Genomic DNA, 15,281 nt, shown 5'->3' on the forward strand with positions numbered 1-15,281 from the left:
GGACGTCGTTGCGCCGCTTGCCCGATGCACCACATCGCGCTGCGCGACGCGCCTAGCCGAGTGAACCGATTTTCCTCCATCAAATGCTCCAATCTAACTCAGAATTGCTCTAAACCTGCAGTCCGAAAAGATCTTTCAATATGGACCCGAAAACACGGTACCGGAATCGGCGTGGAACGGGCAGGCAGACAGGCTCTACAGTTCCGCCAACCAGCGTTCGACATTTGATCGCGCGATCGCCGCGCGCTCTTGTGGCGATGTTCCGACAAAACAGGCCGCCGCCGCGGATGCGAATCGCACCGCAGCATCGAGCGGTTCGGCACGGGCAAGTTCGGTCGCCAGGGCGCCGACGAAGGCATCGCCCGCACCATGGGTCGATCCGTCCGCCCGTGTCGGCGGCGTGATGGTTTCGACTTTCCCGCCTTCGCAAAGGACAACGCCCTGCGCCCCGAGAGTGACGACAACGGCCTTCGGCCCGCGCACAGCCAAATCCCTGGCCGCCCGGACCGCATCCAGATTGTCGACCTTGCCGCCGGTCAGTTGCGCCGCCTCGACCCGGTTGACCACCAGGAGATCGGTGGCCCTCAACAGGGCTTCCGGCACCTGTCTTGCCGGGGCGGCGTTCAGGACGATTTTCGCGCCGGTGGCACGCCGGGCGACGCGCAAATTAACGTCTTCGGGAATTTCGTTCTGCAGCACGACGACACTGGCATTGCGCGGATCGACCTGATCCGGATCGACGGTCCGGTTGACGCCTGAAACCACGACCGCGCCATATTCACCGCCGGCTTCGACGATTGCAACGCTCATGCCGGTCGATCCCTGCACCTGCATCACCTGCGCGCGATCGACGCCCGAGCGATCCAGTTCCGCCAGGACGGTGTTCGCGAAGGCATCGTTTCCGACGCGTCCCGCCATCGCCACAAGCGCACCCATGCGTGCCGCCATGACGGCCTGGTTGCCGCCCTTGCCGCCGAAGCGGTAGGCCACGCTTTCTCCCATCAGCGTTTCGTCCAGATGCGGCAGGCGGTGGGCGTCCACCACCACGTCAAGATGCAGCGCGCCGACGACAAAAACGTCGGTCATGACCCGTCTTCGCCATAAAGGGCCCGCGCCACGATCCGCTGGCTCAGCGTCGCGTCCTGGCGCGCGATCGCCGCCGTCAGTTCATTGTTGCCCGAAAGTGAGCGGGCGACGCCCCTCAGACGTTCCGCGATGGCAATGTTGGTTCGGGCCTCTTCGACCGGATCGAGGCCGGAATGATCCGGAAAAGTGTCGAAATAGATCACGCCGTCATAGCCGATGCGGTCGAGTTCGCAGAACAGCTCGACCGTTGCGACCGGATGCACCGTTCCGACCATCAGCCCGTCGTCGCGCTTGGCGTTGCCGTCATTGAGATGCACGCCCAGAAGACGCGCGTGACGGGCGATCAGGTGGGCCGAATGGGCCGGCATCTCGTCGGCGTAGAGAACATGGGCGAAATCCAGCGTGACACCGATATTCGGGCGGTCGGCCTCAAGCACGCCCAGGATTGTGGTCCCGACATCGGGCATGAGGGCATAGGCGCGGGGTTCGTTGGGCTTGTATTCGATGGCGATGTCGATATCCGGATTGTGGTCCGCCACCCCCCGCAGGCTGTCGATTGTCGCATCCCACATGGAGCCATAATCGCCCTGCATCGCATAGTCGAAGCCGTCTTGGCCCATCCACAGGGTCATCAGGGAACCGCCCATTTCGGACAATGTATCGATGCCTTTCCTGGTGATGTCGACGGCAGCCTGCCTGACCGCCTTGTCCGGGTTCGTGAACGCGCCCAACGCGAAGCCCGGATCCGTGTAATAACGCATGGCCAGCCCGTTCAGGGCGAGACCGTTGTCATCCAGCAGCCGTTTGACTTGCCGCCAGGTCATATCGGCAAAATGGTCGGGGTAATTGAGATCGGCTGCACCGAGACCGCCGACACGGCCCGCCGCCCCGATCATTGCGGCCAATGGCGGCTTCGAAGGATCGGGATCCACGGCTTTGAACGCGTTCAAACGCGCCGCGTAACAGCCCTTTGGCGTGTCGTCCTTGAGTGTCACTGGTGCGCTCCCTTCCGGCCGGCACGACCCGCCCATTTCACGGCCATGCATCCGGCGAACGCCGAATCAGGATCAATCTGTAAGGTGTTTCTGCGCTCTTTCAAGCATTCGGTCGGTATTCGTTTCCGCATGGGATGGAGAAAAGAGCTTCGGCCCGGACCATTTGGGGTCGTCGCCAACGAAGAGTTCGAAAAAGCCGATGGCGGTCGAACTGTCTTCCCGGGCGTTTTCCCTGAACGACCACCATGTGCGTATGTCGTCAAAAGGCGGCGCGGCATCCACGTCGATGTTCAAATCCTGCGCCAGCACCGCCGACCTGACATTCATGCAGAATGCGACATACACATAGCCCTCCGGCCAGTAATACAGCGGAATATCCGTGTTGGCGTTTTCCGGCTTGCGGATGATCCGGATCGGATTACCGTCAATCAGTTCCGAAAGCATCATTGCCGCGGAAAATGTTATGTATCCGATTTTCTGCTTCGGCTCGGAGGGTTTCTGTGCCTCGAACAGCTTCACCCAAGTCAGGAAAACGGTTCGAAGCTTTTGTTTGTCGATATCGAAATGCAATCCCGTTTCAGACGAGATCCCGTTGACCTGGCTGGAAAAAGCTTCGAGGAACCAGCGCAGGCTCCTGGCGACTTTTCGCACCGGCCTGTCGCGCGAATGCGGAAACTTTATCTGGGGCAGCCTGGTCATAACGGTCTAGACGATGTCGATAAGTTCTTCAAAAAGCCGTTCGGTCGATCCGGAACCGGTCCGTATCTGAATGATCCGATCCAGGTGATCGCGTATGATTGCGCAGCAATTGTCAAGAAGGTCTTCCTCGCTGCCGGCCGCGATGCCCCTCGGCGCAAAGAACCAGAGCGCCGCGGTATAGGCCGATCCCACCGTGACGCGGAAACGCAGGCTTTGCGGATCGGCGGCAGCCGGAGCGAAAAGCCTGAAAGCGCGCCGGTCGATAATATCGCACGCCAGCATATCCGCCATTTCGGAGGCTGAGCCCTGCAAGGCGTTGTTGCCCAGCCGTTCGACACACTCAAGACAAATCGTCTCGCTGAGCAGCATGTCGTCGCAACCCAATTGTCTGGCCGACCAGGAAAGCCCGAAATACAGGGCCGCCGCCGCTTCCCTTGGCGCGCGGTCCGCTGCGTTCGGATCATAGCCGTCCTGTCCGAAAAACGCCTTGTCGGGCAATGCGGCTTTCTTCAGCGGGCCGCCAATGACCGACGAGGACATGTATTCCGCCTCCTGTGACACGCTGTCTATCTTTTTCGCAATACGCGACGTGATCTCGCCGATCGGCTGCGGCAAAGTGCTTTGATCGGCATTGGCAAATAGATGCGTGGAACGGCGTACAGCGTATCTGAAACCTCTCAGCGCATCGCGCACGAGGAGTTCGGGTGCATGTCTGGCGTGTGCCTGCCTGCTCTTGTCCATGTCGGCCGGAACCTCCATCTCCAAACGTCATCTGGTGGGTGTATTCTCCATAAAATCTATGGAGTTCGAAAGATCGGTGATCACGGCCTGAGAACCCAGTCCCATTGCATTCTGGGCCGAGGAAGCCTGGCCAAGCCGCACACAATCCTCAATCGCGAAGTCCAGATGCAGACCCGTCGCAAATCCCGCATTGAAGCAGTCACCACACCCACAGGTGCAAACGACATTAATGTCGTAGGACGGCATTTTAAACGATTTTCCGGATTGGTCACGGTACATGGCGCCCATTTCTCCGAGCGTGAGGATGACCGCGCCTGCGCCCCTGGACAAAAGGTAATCGGAAATCTCGTCGAAGTCGGACAGCCCTGACAGGGCCATCGCCTCCTCCTCCGACGGCATGAAATAGTCGGTGAATGGCAGCAGCGGCTCGACCAGTTCCGCATCATGCTTCGTCGATGCGAACACGTCGAGCGTTGTCTTGCAGCCCTTGTTTTTGGCCGCCTGCATGATCTCGCGGGTGCGGCCGGTGTCCATGCGGTCCATCAGCCCGACGCCGCCGACATGCAGGATATTGGTATCGAGGACCCGATCCACGCTGCCGTCGTCGATAAAAAAAGCGCCGGTCGCGCCTTTCTTGTGAAGGGCCGGCCGGGCTCCGTCCGGGCGCGTCGTCACGATCGAAGACGAGGTGGATACGTCTTCGCACAGCTGCATGTTGGCGGTATCGACTCCGAAGCTCTGCAGTTTGGCAACCACCCAGTCGCCCATATCGTCCGCGCCCACTCCACCGACCGCCTGAACCTTCAGGCCGTGCTTGGCCGCGACAATGGCTGCGGATCCGGCCGCTCCCGAGACGGCCAGCGTCAATTCATCGATGAAATAGGTGTTGCCTCCCGGCGGAATGTTTGTGACCGGACGGCCAAGACAATCAAATGTGTAGAAGCCGATCGAAGTGTAGTCAAAGCCCATGTCGGTCACGTTATCCGTCTGCCGCTTTCGGTATCGAAAAAGTACATGCGTTCGGTGTCGAAGGCGATCCTTTCTTCGGCTCCTAGATCAGCGCGGTAGCTCCGGTCGGTCTTGACCTCGAAATTCTTGTCACCCGCCCGCATGGTCAGATAGGTCAGGTCTCCCGTGGGCTCCACCCCGTAGACCGAACCCCGGAAATGGGAAGGCCGGGACGCATCCCTTGCCACAACACAGTCCTCCGGGCGTATGCCGAAGGATGTGGGTCCGCTGTGGTCGATCTGCAACTCGGGGATTTCTATTCCTTCCGACCTGAAGGTACGGTTCTCGATAACGCCTGAAACGATGTTCATCGGCGGCGAACCGATGAACGATGCCACAAAAGTGTTGGCCGGATCGGAGTAGATTTCGTCCGGCGTGCCGATCTGCTGAATCAGTCCCGAATCCATGACGACGATGCGGTCCGCCAGGGTCATCGCCTCGATCTGGTCGTGGGTCACGTAAACGGTGGTGATCCTGAGTTGCCGTTGAAGGTGCTTGATCTGAACGCGCATGGCATGACGCAGCTTGGCGTCAAGGTTCGACAGCGGTTCGTCCATCAGAAACACTTTGGGTTTGCGGACGATGGCCCGCGCCAGGGCTGCGCGCTGCCGCTGTCCGCCGGACAGGGCTCCCGGCTTGCGGTCGAGATAATCTTCCAGTTCGACCAGCTGCGCGGCTTCGCGCACGAGCTTTTCGTGCTCGGCTTTCGGCACATCGCGCATGCGCAGGGGAAAGCGGATGTTCTCATAGATGCTCATATTGGGATAGAGCGCGTAGCCCTGGAACACCATGGCGACGTCGCGATCCCTGGCATCGAAGTCATTGACCAGTTCGCCATCCATGCGGATCGTGCCTTCGGTCGGCTCCTCGAGGCCGGCGATCATACGCATTGTCGTTGTTTTGCCGCAGCCGGATGGGCCGAGGAAAACCACCAGCTCTTCGTCCTTGATGTCGAGATTGACGTCCCGGACACCCCAGACCGGCCCCCAACGCTTCTGTATCCCCTCGAGTTCTATCCTCGCCATGGCAACTACCCCTTTACAGCGCCCAGGGTCAGGCCCCGGCTAAGATGCTTCTGGATCGCCACAACGACGATGAACACCGGAATGAATGCCAGGAAGGCCACAAGAGCGATGGCATTGTAGATCACGCCGTCCGAGCCGCCGGTGAAATTCGCCAGGGCCACCGACATCGTATAGGCCTTGGGCGTCGATGCGATGAGAAGCGTAAACAGAAACTCGTTGATCGCGAAGATCATCGCAATGACCGCCGCGGTGATGATGCCCGGCCGGATAGCCGGAATAATGATCTCCCACAGTATTCGCAGGTCGCTGGCCCCGTCCGTGCGCGCCGAATCCTCCAGCTCCTTCGGGATATCCAGCATATAGGAGCGGATGATCCAGGTGACGACGCTCAGGTTGACTGCGGCGTAAATCAACATCAGCGCCCAAACCGTGTCGAGCAGGCCGGCGTTGCGGAACAGGAAGAAGATCGGGATGGCAACGATCGCCGGCGCCATCATGCGTGTGGAGAGAATATAAAAACCTATGTCGTCCCGCCCCCTGTATTCGTAACGGGCCAGCGAATAGGCCGCGGGTATCGCGAGAACGAGATCGATCAGGACGGAGCCGAATATCGCCGCCACCGAGTTGCGAAGATATTTGGCCATCGGCCAGTCCGACCACAACATGTGCCAGGCGTCGAGGCTGAACGTTGGCCAGTAGATCGGTTGAGGCGTTATGATCTCGGTCCTCGGCCGCAGGCCGATGGAAAGAAACCACAGAGCTGGCGTTATGCAGAAGAGCGCCCAGGCACCGAGAATGAGATAACGGATCCAGAGTTTCTCGCCGCCGGTGCGTCTGATCGATGCCATCGTCTATCCTCTACCCGAAACGAATGCCCGTTTGACCACGAGCTGCGCGATGATAACGGTAAGGATCAGCATGACGACCGATGCGGCGGATGCATAGCCGAAATTGAAGGTCTTGAAGCCGATCCTGTAGATGAAATAGCTGATTGTCTCCGTCGCTCCGCCCGGGCCGCCCTTGGTGATGATGAAGACATTGGCGAACATGGTCGTGATGTCGATCGCGCGCAGTATCAGGGCGACTGCGATCACGGGACGCATAAGCGGAAGCGAGATGTTCCAGAAGATCGCTGCCCAGCTTGCGCCGTCGAGGCGCGCGGCTTCCTCGACTTCCTCGTCCTGCCCCTGAAGCGCGGCGACAAAAATGATGAACAGGAAGGGTGTCCACTGCCATGTGTCGGCGAGAATGAGCAAAGCGCGGCTCATCCAGATGGAGGACGGGATTGCCAGATTTGAGTCGATCAGGCCGATACGAATGAGCAGATCGGAAAAGACGCGCCCGTCGAGGAAAGCCAGCTTGAAGATAAAGGCGACAGCCGAGGGCATGAAAAGCATCGGGACCAGAAACACGATCCGCCAGCCCTGGATCCACGGGTCGCGATAGGCGTAATAGGCCAACAGCAACGCCAATACGCATTGCAGGCAAAGCGAAATTGAGCCGATCACGAAGGTGTTCCACAGCGCCGCCCAGAACTCGCGGTCGTTGAACAGCTCGACATAGTTTTCGAGGCCGACCGGACGCCACGGGCCGAATTTCACAAAATAGAAACTCTGAATGATCGCGTAGATGCCGGGATAAAGCGTGATCATCAGGAGGTAGATGACCGCCGGCGCGACCAGGAGATAAGGAAAAAGGCGTTTCAGCCTCTTGCTGCGGCGCCGTACGATTTTCTTCTTGTTGGACCCCGGGGCGGCAATTGCCGCCCCGGGGTCTTTTGTCAGCGAATCTGTCATAAAGACACTTCCCGGCAGTCATTCATCGTTTTGCGATGCGCTTTCGGATCAGAAGGGCAGGGCCTTGCCTTCTCCGACGTAGAGGCCCGGAGCCGCTGCCGCATATTCGACGGGAGGTTTGCCGGAGTAGAACCCGTTGTCGTCCATGATCTTGCGGACCGCCGCGACACCATTGTCGAGCGCTTCCTTCGCGGAAATCTGGCCGACGACGGCGCGGTTGATCTCATTTCCGATTGCCTGCTCCATGTTGAACATTCCGGGCAGACGCGGGGCGCACCATGCATAGTCCAGACTGTCTCCCCAGACCTTGGCCGGCTGTGAAACCGCCTGGAGATCCGGGTTGGTCAGCACGGACCGATAGCCTGGGGCGACGCCGTTCGCGTTTGCCTCGTTCATGGCCATTATGGACGCTGTGGTCAGGAACGCCAGCATCAGGAACGCACCTTCCGGATTTTGCGCCGATGCCGATACGCAGGATGTGGACCCGGCGATGTTCGGTGGCGCAAAGCGGCCGCCCTCAATACGTGGCTCGTAGAGCGTCACGAAGTCACCGACAATCTGGCTCTGGTCCGGACGCATGGCCTGGGTGCCGCTGTCCTGCCAGGAAATGTTGGTGGCAAGCTGACCGCCGAGCCATGCGGCACGGTTTTCAGGCCAACCGGCACCGGCAAAACCTTCATTGGCGTTCTTGGACAGTTCGAGAATAATCTCCAGGCCCTTCATGCCGGCGTCATTGTTGAAAATCGGCTCCCAGCTCTCGTCAAAGAGCATCATGCCAGCCTGAGCCGCGATGTGTTCCCAGGTATAGGTCGACCAGAAACCGCGCGCGCACATCAGGCCGACACCGGCGACGCCAGGCTGGATCTTGTTCAGTTCGCCCGAGACCCGGATGAGTTCATCGTAAGACGGAACCGACTTGGACCTGTCCACCGGGCCACCCAGCAATTCTTCCATCGCGGCCTTGCGGACGTGAACCATCTGGATATCGCAGTCGAAAGGAATGCCGTACATCACGCCATTGAAGAAACCGTAATTCAGACGATAGGTGTCGTAGAAATCGTCAAGCGGAAGGCCCCATTTGGATGCATAGTCGTCCAACGGAGCGAGGAATCCGGGGGCCGCGAAATCGCCAAGCCACGGCGAGAAGAACTGCAGCGCGTCGAAGGACGCATTTCCGGATATGAATTCCGCAAGCGCCTTGTCGTAGAAGCTGTCGTCCGGGATCGGCACGAGTTCGACCTTGATGCCGGAGAGTTCTTCGAACGGCACCAGGCCTTCCGCCGCCGATTCCTGGTCAGCGGCACCGATTGCAAAGCGTACGGTCGTGCCGGCCAGTTCGGAGCGCACCTTCTCCCAGTCAACCGTCCTGATCCAGTCCTTGTTCGGATCCCAGAGGGGCGCTTCGCTCATGTCATAAAGTTTCTGGTAGTCCTCCCGGACATATTTCCTGACGCTGATATCCGCCAGAATGCTTGCCGGATCGCGCATCTCCTGCGCGAACGCGCTGGCTACAAACGGCGAACTCATCGTGGATGCGAGGGCCGAAGTCACGCCAACAGCGGCGCCGGACTTCAGAAATGAACGACGCGTCACGTCGCGCAACCCGGCGCTCTTACCCATTTTGTTCGGAAACATGTGTTCTCCTCCAGTTTGATGGTGGAGAGGATAGCCGCAGCCGGGCTGAGATGCCTTCAAAAATAACGATCGGCTCTTCGACCGAAATTGCGTCGCGTCCCATCGGCTGCCCATTCCTCCCAGACGATCTTTGCGCATTGCACAATTGATCGTTAACAAATACTAATGTTCATTATTCGACTGATGTCAACTGGTATTTATGTTTATGATGCCTCAGTTGTGAACATATGTATTGACACAACATCAAAAGTTCTCATACTGCTCGCATCCCTTGGAGGAGGATTGATGGTATCGAATGTCGCTTTGACCGGCCTCGCCAAAGAACTCAAGGTCCGGTCTCAAGATAGCGCACCTATTCGCATCGGCCTAATTGGCTGCGGTGAGATGGGAACCGACATTGTTGCGCGCGCCTCGCTCATGGACGGGATCGAAGTGGCGGCGATCGCCGATATCCGGCCCGGTGCCGCCGAAAAAGCCGTTGAAATCGCTTTCGGCGAGGGCGGTCACGCCCGGCATGCGAGCGGTGGCGACGATCTGAATGCAGCCATCGAGGCGGGCAAGGTCGGCATTGTCGATGATGCATCGGCTCTCCTGCAGAGCGGTCTTGTCGATGTGGTGGTCGAGGCCACAGGGCTGCCGGGGGTCGGTGCCCAGTACGGTCTGTCGGCCATGGAACATGGCAAGCACCTCGTCATGATGAATGTCGAGGCCGATGTGACCGTCGGCGCGTATCTCAAAGCCCAGGCTGACCGGCTTGGCGTCGTCTATACGCTCGGCGCCGGCGATGAACCTTCCTCCTGCATGGAACTGATCGAATTCGTATCTGCCATGGGACACACGATTGTCGCCGCCGGAAAAGGCAAGAACAATCCGTTGAAGATCGACGCCACACCCGACCAATATGAGGAAGAAGCGGCCAGGAGGGCGATGAATCCCCGTATGCTGGTGGAGTTCGTCGATGGCTCCAAGACCATGGTCGAGATGGCGGCCATCGCCAATGCGACCGGCCTGTTGCCGGACAAGCCCGGAATGCACGGGCCGCATATACCGGGCGATCAGCTTTCCTCGGTGCTTATACCGAAGGCCGATGGCGGCATATTGTCCGGAGTGGGACGTGTCGACTACACGCTGGGCAAGGGTCTTGCACCTGGTGTCTTTGTTGTCGCGGAGATGGCGCATCCGCGCATCAGGGAGCGCATGGAAGATCTGAAGATGGGCAAGGGGCCGTATTTCACTTTCGTGCGTCCCTATCACCTGACTTCGCTTGAAGTGCCGCTGACCTGCGCCCGGGCGGTGCTGCACAAGAAGGCCGACATGGTGCCGCTTCCTCGTCCGGTCGCTGAAGTCGGCGCCGTTGCCAAGCGGGACCTGGAGGTCGGCGAGAGGCTCGACCAGATCGGAGAATATTGCTATCGCGCCTGGATCCTCGAGGCTTCCGAAGCCCGTCAGAAGCAGGCCGTGCCTTGCGGCCTCCTTGCCGGTGGCCTTGTCACGAAGGCCGTCAGGAAGGGCGATCTGTTGACCGCCGACTGCATATCGCCGGATGCGGATTCGAAAATCGTTCAGCTTAGGGCATTGCAGGACAAGATGCTCGCGGCGCAGCCCTGACGGATTTTTGCGATGTCGAAATCAAAAAAGGCAAACACACCCTTTGCGATCGCCAACTATGAGCGTCAACAACTCGTCGAAGCGCTGAGGCGGATGTATCTCATAAGAAAATTCGAGGAAGGGGCCGAGGACAGCTATATGCGCGGTCTTATCCACGGCACGATGCATCTGTCCATCGGCCAGGAGGCCAGCGCGGTGGGAAGCTGCATGCCTTTGGCACCTGACGATCAGATTACGTCCACGCATCGCGGCCACGGCCACTGCATAGCAAAGGATGCCGACATCGCAATGATGTTCGCCGAATTCTTCGGCAAGGAAACGGGCTATTGCAAGGGCCGCGGCGGATCCATGCATATCGCCGACGTGGAGAAGGGCAACCTCGGGGCAAACGGTATTGTCGGCGGCGGTATTCCCATCGCCGTTGGCGCGGCCTTGACCGCCAAGACATTGAAAACCGGAAAAGTCGTGCTCTGCTTTTTCGGCGATGGCGCCAACAATGAAGGGGCGTTTCACGAAGCGCTCAATATGGCGTCGATCTGGAAGCTGCCGGTCGTATTTGTCTGCGAAAACAACAAATACGGCATGTCCACTTCGACGGAGCGCTCCACCGCGGTGGCAAATATCGCGGATCGTGCGGCGGCCTATTCCATGCCGGGAAAGACAGTCGACGGCAATGATTTTTCCGCGGTGTGTGAAGCCGTGAACGAAGCGGTCGAACACGCCCGCTCCGGCCACGGGCCATCCCTTGTCGAGAATGTGACCTATCGCTGGCGCGGACATTCGAAATCGGACCGCAACCGCTACCGCACGAAGGAAGAGATCGGCGAATGGATGGAGCGGGATCCGATTAAAAGTTTCGCAGCGGAGCTCGAAGACCACGGCATCATGACGGCCGATGAAATCCAAGCGCTGGAGGCGGATGTCAACCGGCAGATAGAGACCGCGATCGAATTCGCCAAAGCCAGCCCGGATCCCTCGCCGTCCGACGTGACGCGCGACGTCTATACGGAAGCGGCACAATGAATGTCCACAACGCCGCGCAGGAGGAAGAAATCGTCGAGATGTCCTATGCAGAGGCCATCCGCGATGCTCTCGATATCGCACTGACAACCGACGAGCGAGTTGTGCTCATGGGCGAGGATATCGGCGTTTACGGCGGCGCGTTTCAGGTCACGGGCGACCTTGTTCACAAACACGGCGCCGACCGTGTTCTCGATACGCCGATATCGGAACTCGGCGGTGCCGGTGTCGCGGTCGGCGCGGCCGCGACCGGGCTGCGGCCTGTCTTCGAGTTTCAGTTCTCCGACTTTGCCATGTTGGCGATGGAACAGATCTGCAATCAGGCGGCAAAAATGCGCTATATGCTTGGCGGCGCTGTCTCCGTGCCGCTGGTAATGCGCTTTCCGGCCGGGTCGGGAACGGGTGCCGCCGCCCAGCACAGCCAGAGCCTGGAGGCGTGGCTCGGACATGTTCCCGGCCTCAAGGTGGTGCAGCCATCGACGCCGCGCGATGCCAAGGGCATGCTGCTGCGCGCGCTCGAGGATCCGGACCCGGTGATGGTGTTTGAACACAAGCTTCTTTACAAAACCAAGGGTATGGTGCCGACGGGGCACTACACCACATCGCTCGACAAGGCGGAAATCCGCCGGCAAGGCACGGATGTAACGATCGTCGCCAGTTCGGTTATGGTGCAGCGCTCGCTGGAGGCCGCCGAGTTTCTTGCCGGGGACGGTATTTCCGCTGAAGTGATCGACCTCAGATCGGTGCGTCCGATCGATCGCCACACAATCGTGGAAAGCGTCAAGAAGACGACACGCCTCATATGTGTCTATGAGGGTGTCAAGACCTTGGGCGTCGGCGCCGAGATCAGCGCGATGGTGGCCGAGAGCGAGGCCTTTGATTTCCTTGATGCGCCGATCATCCGCCTGGGCGGGGCGGAGGCGCCGATGCCCTACAATCCGGATCTCGAAAAGGCCGCCGTCCCGCAGGTCGACAACATCGTTTCCAGCGCTTCTCAATTGTGCCGCGGACAACTTTGAAATGCCGACCGAAGTCATCATGCCGAAAGTGGATATGGACATGGAGGCCGGCACCATCGCCGCCTGGCATATCCAGGAGGGTGATCCGGTGCAGAAAGGCGACGCCCTGTTCGATATCGAGACCGACAAGGCGGCGATGGAAGTGGAAAGTCCGGCCTCAGGCACATTGCGGCAGGTCCGCGCGCAGGCTGGCGAAACCGTCAAGATCGGCGACAGGATCGCCTGGATCCTCGCCGACGGCGAGAGCCTGGAGGTGCTGCAACGGGAACCCGCACCACGCCCGGAAGAAAACACCGCGGCAAGTGGGCCACCCCGGGAGGCATTGCCGGTCAGCACACCGGTGACCGATGCGGCTGCGATCACCACTGAAAGAAAGCGTGCCACGCCGCTTGCCAGACGAATGGCGAAGGCGGCGGGCATAGACATTTCCGCCGTTGCGGGGAGCGGCCCGCGCGGCCGGGTCACGCGGAAAGATGTCGAGGCGGCAAAATCCGTGGCGTCAACCGCATCCGCTCCGGTAAGGGCTGACGCTGCAACGAACGCCAGCAAGGACCGGCTCGATTCACTCGGCATCGATTATGAGGTCGTGCCGGTTGACAGAATGAGAGCGACCGTCGCCGAGCGGCTTAGTGCCAGCAAGGCCACGGTCCCGCATTTTTATCTCGAAGCCGATTGCCGGCTGGACAAGTTGCTGGCTTTTCGTGCGGAGATAAACAAATCGCTGGAGGGGTCCGGGTCGGTCAGGATTTCGATCAATGATCTGCTGGTGAAAGCCAGCGCTATGGCCCTGATGGCCGTTCCCGAAGCGAACGCATCCTGGGCGGGTGATGAGATCCTTCGCTATCGGGATGCCAATATCTCCGTTGCCGTGTCCGTCGAAGGCGGATTGATGACGCCGGTGGTAAGGCAGGCGCAAAGCAAGTCGCTGCTTGCGATTTCAAACGAAATTGCCGGACTTGCCGAGCGCGCCAGGGCTGGCAAACTAGCCAGCAACGCGTACCAGGGCGGGTCCTTCGCCATCTCCAATCTCGGAATGTACGGCGTGAAGGCTTTCAGTGCCATTATCAATCCGCCGGAGAGCATGATTCTTGCGGTTGGAATGGCCACGCGCCAGTTCGTGGAAAACGATGATGGCGCACCAGTTGCGGCAACCGTGCTTTCGGTTCGGCTGTCCTGCGATCACCGTGTTGTGGATGGTGTTTCGGGTGCGCGCTGGCTCGGCGAATGGCAGCGGCTGGTGGAAAACCCTTTCCTGCTGGCACTCGGAACGTCTTAGCGGGGTGCCGGCTTCCGTATCCCGGATTTGACAGAGACTCCGTTCATCGTGCAGATGGTCAGCCAGCACATATCGGGCAATGCAATGGCCACACCTATTGAAACATCCAAAAAACGCCTGGAGGGCTCGCTGATTGACGCGGTCCATGAGCAGCGGATTCGCGCGGCGTGGCTCTACCACATTGAAGGTCTCAATCAGCAGGAAGTCGCAGCGGTGCTGGGCATAACCCGTCTGCAGGTAACCCGCCTGCTCGCCGATGCGCGCAAGCGCGGTGAAATCAACATCCAGATCAATTCGGACCTGCAGCCGATAATCGCAATTCAGCGCCGGATCGAAACCCGCTTCAATGTCAGCAGGGTTGTTGTGGCGCCCCGGTCCGATCCTGCCTCGGATCCCATCAAATCCATCTCCGTGGCCGCCGGCCGCTTTATCTCCGATTATGTGCGTTCGGGCATGAATATCGGTGTCGGGTGGGGGCGCACGCTGTATTCGACATTGCCTCATATCGAGGGGCGCGCGCTTGAGGACATCCGGGTCGTTTCACTGCTTGGCGGCATCGCCGAGGCCAAGCGGTTCAATCCGGCTGAATTTGCCTGGCAATTCGCTGAACGGTTCAATGGGGAAGGGTATCTGGTGCCCGCGCCGGCGATCGTCGACAGCGTGGAAACCAAGCATGCGCTTCTCGAGCATTGCGGCATCAGCCAGATCTTCGAATATGCCAATTCGCTCGATGTCGCCTTTGTCAGTGTCGGCGGCATTGCCAGCCTGAATACGTCCTATCGCGTTGGGCACCTGTCGGAGGCCGATCGCAGGTCCCTGATCAATGTCGGCGTGGTTGGCGATATTCTCTATAACTTCATCAATGTCGAAGGCGAAATCGTAGACCACCCCGTCAACGATCGCGCGATTGCCATCGAAATCGCAAAACTGAAACGGGCAAAAGATGTGGTCGTGATTTCGGGTGGTGAAGAGAAGATAGAGGCGCTTATCGGGGCCTTGAGGCTGCTGAAACCATCCAACCTGATTACCGACGAGATTACCGCTGCCACGATCGCGAATTACGATCTGGGTGAGTAGGCCTTCAAGGCGATGCGTATCCGGCAGGAGAATGTGATTGCGCCATCATGGCGACGGGGCAATTGTCGGAACTCTTCCGGATAATAATACTATGTAGTTGAATTGATTGAAGGTTTTTTGAGCTCACTCGACTGCGCTCAATCTGGCGGCGTATCGCCCGTTTGGCCGACTGTCCTTGCGTGTCACCGGCGCGCTCCCTCATCTTGCTCTAGCTCTTGCTGAAGAGTTCGGGTCTTTCGCGCTCGAGTGGTTCGAGCCGATTGACCAGTTGTGCGATGTGATGGGCTGTTGCCTTG

General features: G+C 59.3%; 14 protein-coding genes. 5 read left to right on the top strand and 9 right to left on the bottom strand.

Annotated features, from left to right (window positions below; translation table 11 throughout):
• Positions 1-195: 195 nt before the first annotated feature.
• The 9 genes from OOZ53_RS25155 to OOZ53_RS25195 form a co-directional block, all read right to left on the bottom strand.
• Positions 196-1,086: a ribokinase gene (locus OOZ53_RS25155; protein WP_271092548.1), complete on the bottom strand. Its 891-nt coding sequence runs from the start codon at positions 1,084-1,086 to the stop codon at positions 196-198.
• Entirely contained in the window at positions 1,083-2,081 is a 999-nt protein-coding gene (locus tag OOZ53_RS25160; protein ID WP_271092549.1) for a TIM barrel protein, read from the bottom strand. The genes OOZ53_RS25155 and OOZ53_RS25160 overlap by 4 nt, the downstream gene beginning before the upstream one ends.
• Before the next feature lie 72 nt (positions 2,082-2,153).
• Positions 2,154-2,780 carry a hypothetical protein gene (locus tag OOZ53_RS25165; protein ID WP_271092550.1) on the bottom strand — a complete coding sequence of 209 codons (627 nt, stop codon included), beginning with the start codon at positions 2,778-2,780 and terminating at the stop codon, positions 2,154-2,156.
• A 6-nt stretch (positions 2,781-2,786) separates the two neighbouring features.
• Positions 2,787-3,521, bottom strand: coding sequence for a hypothetical protein (locus tag OOZ53_RS25170; protein WP_271092551.1), 735 nt, complete (start codon positions 3,519-3,521; stop codon positions 2,787-2,789).
• Positions 3,522-3,548: 27 nt separating this feature from the next.
• Positions 3,549-4,490 carry a carbohydrate kinase family protein gene (locus OOZ53_RS25175; RefSeq protein ID WP_271092553.1) on the bottom strand — a complete coding sequence of 314 codons (942 nt, stop codon included), beginning with the start codon at positions 4,488-4,490 and terminating at the stop codon, positions 3,549-3,551.
• Between the two features lie 5 nt (positions 4,491-4,495).
• On the bottom strand, positions 4,496-5,554 hold the full coding sequence (locus OOZ53_RS25180) for an ABC transporter ATP-binding protein (protein ID WP_271092554.1): 1,059 nt from the start codon (positions 5,552-5,554) through the stop codon (positions 4,496-4,498).
• 5 nt (positions 5,555-5,559) lie between these two features.
• A complete protein-coding gene (locus OOZ53_RS25185) occupies positions 5,560-6,402 on the bottom strand; it encodes a carbohydrate ABC transporter permease (protein ID WP_271092555.1) in 843 nt (280 codons plus the stop codon).
• 3 nt (positions 6,403-6,405) lie between these two features.
• Positions 6,406-7,350, bottom strand: a complete 945-nt coding sequence (locus tag OOZ53_RS25190) for a carbohydrate ABC transporter permease (RefSeq protein WP_271092556.1) — start codon at positions 7,348-7,350, stop codon at positions 6,406-6,408.
• A gap of 48 nt (positions 7,351-7,398) precedes the next feature.
• Positions 7,399-8,985, bottom strand: coding sequence for a substrate-binding domain-containing protein (locus OOZ53_RS25195; RefSeq protein ID WP_271092557.1), 1,587 nt, complete (start codon positions 8,983-8,985; stop codon positions 7,399-7,401).
• Positions 8,986-9,270: 285 nt separating this feature from the next.
• Between OOZ53_RS25195 and OOZ53_RS25200 the strand changes: the two genes are divergently transcribed.
• From OOZ53_RS25200 to OOZ53_RS25220, 5 genes are all read left to right on the top strand, one after another.
• Positions 9,271-10,593 (top strand): NAD(P)H-dependent oxidoreductase, encoded by a 1,323-nt coding sequence (locus tag OOZ53_RS25200; protein WP_271092558.1) that lies wholly within the window; start codon positions 9,271-9,273, stop codon positions 10,591-10,593.
• 12 nt (positions 10,594-10,605) lie between these two features.
• On the top strand, positions 10,606-11,616 hold the full coding sequence (gene pdhA / locus OOZ53_RS25205) for a pyruvate dehydrogenase (acetyl-transferring) E1 component subunit alpha (protein WP_271092559.1): 1,011 nt from the start codon (positions 10,606-10,608) through the stop codon (positions 11,614-11,616).
• Positions 11,613-12,632 carry an alpha-ketoacid dehydrogenase subunit beta gene (locus OOZ53_RS25210; RefSeq protein WP_271092560.1) on the top strand — a complete coding sequence of 340 codons (1,020 nt, stop codon included), beginning with the start codon at positions 11,613-11,615 and terminating at the stop codon, positions 12,630-12,632. Before pdhA ends, OOZ53_RS25210 begins: the two co-directional genes overlap by 4 nt.
• A 1-nt stretch (position 12,633) precedes the next feature.
• Positions 12,634-13,908 (top strand): dihydrolipoamide acetyltransferase family protein, encoded by a 1,275-nt coding sequence (locus tag OOZ53_RS25215; protein ID WP_271092561.1) that lies wholly within the window; start codon positions 12,634-12,636, stop codon positions 13,906-13,908.
• 84 nt (positions 13,909-13,992) lie between these two features.
• A complete protein-coding gene (locus tag OOZ53_RS25220) occupies positions 13,993-14,985 on the top strand; it encodes a sugar-binding transcriptional regulator (protein ID WP_271092562.1) in 993 nt (330 codons plus the stop codon).
• Positions 14,986-15,281 lie beyond the last annotated feature (296 nt).

It is taken from the genome of Allohoeflea poritis (assembly GCF_027889715.1).
Classification (GTDB): domain Bacteria; phylum Pseudomonadota; class Alphaproteobacteria; order Rhizobiales; family Rhizobiaceae; genus Hoeflea_A; species Hoeflea_A poritis.

Excerpts from the sequence above, each read along its gene's own strand:
- OOZ53_RS25155 (WP_271092548.1), bottom strand. The coding sequence starts at position 1,086 with ATGACCGACGTTTTTGTCGTCGGCGCGCTGCATCTTGACGTGGTGGTG.
- OOZ53_RS25165 (WP_271092550.1), bottom strand. The coding sequence starts at position 2,780 with ATGACCAGGCTGCCCCAGATAAAGTTTCCGCATTCGCGCGACAGGCCG.
- OOZ53_RS25170 (WP_271092551.1), bottom strand. The coding sequence starts at position 3,521 with ATGGACAAGAGCAGGCAGGCACACGCCAGACATGCACCCGAACTCCTC.
- OOZ53_RS25175 (WP_271092553.1), bottom strand. The coding sequence starts at position 4,490 with ATGGGCTTTGACTACACTTCGATCGGCTTCTACACATTTGATTGTCTT.
- OOZ53_RS25180 (WP_271092554.1), bottom strand. The coding sequence starts at position 5,554 with ATGGCGAGGATAGAACTCGAGGGGATACAGAAGCGTTGGGGGCCGGTC.
- OOZ53_RS25185 (WP_271092555.1), bottom strand. The coding sequence starts at position 6,402 with ATGGCATCGATCAGACGCACCGGCGGCGAGAAACTCTGGATCCGTTAT.
- OOZ53_RS25190 (WP_271092556.1), bottom strand. The coding sequence starts at position 7,350 with ATGACAGATTCGCTGACAAAAGACCCCGGGGCGGCAATTGCCGCCCCG.
- OOZ53_RS25195 (WP_271092557.1), bottom strand. The coding sequence starts at position 8,985 with ATGTTTCCGAACAAAATGGGTAAGAGCGCCGGGTTGCGCGACGTGACG.
- OOZ53_RS25200 (WP_271092558.1), top strand. The coding sequence starts at position 9,271 with ATGGTATCGAATGTCGCTTTGACCGGCCTCGCCAAAGAACTCAAGGTC.
- pdhA (WP_271092559.1), top strand. The coding sequence starts at position 10,606 with ATGTCGAAATCAAAAAAGGCAAACACACCCTTTGCGATCGCCAACTAT.
- OOZ53_RS25210 (WP_271092560.1), top strand. The coding sequence starts at position 11,613 with ATGAATGTCCACAACGCCGCGCAGGAGGAAGAAATCGTCGAGATGTCC.
- OOZ53_RS25215 (WP_271092561.1), top strand. The coding sequence starts at position 12,634 with ATGCCGACCGAAGTCATCATGCCGAAAGTGGATATGGACATGGAGGCC.
- OOZ53_RS25220 (WP_271092562.1), top strand. The coding sequence starts at position 13,993 with ATGGCCACACCTATTGAAACATCCAAAAAACGCCTGGAGGGCTCGCTG.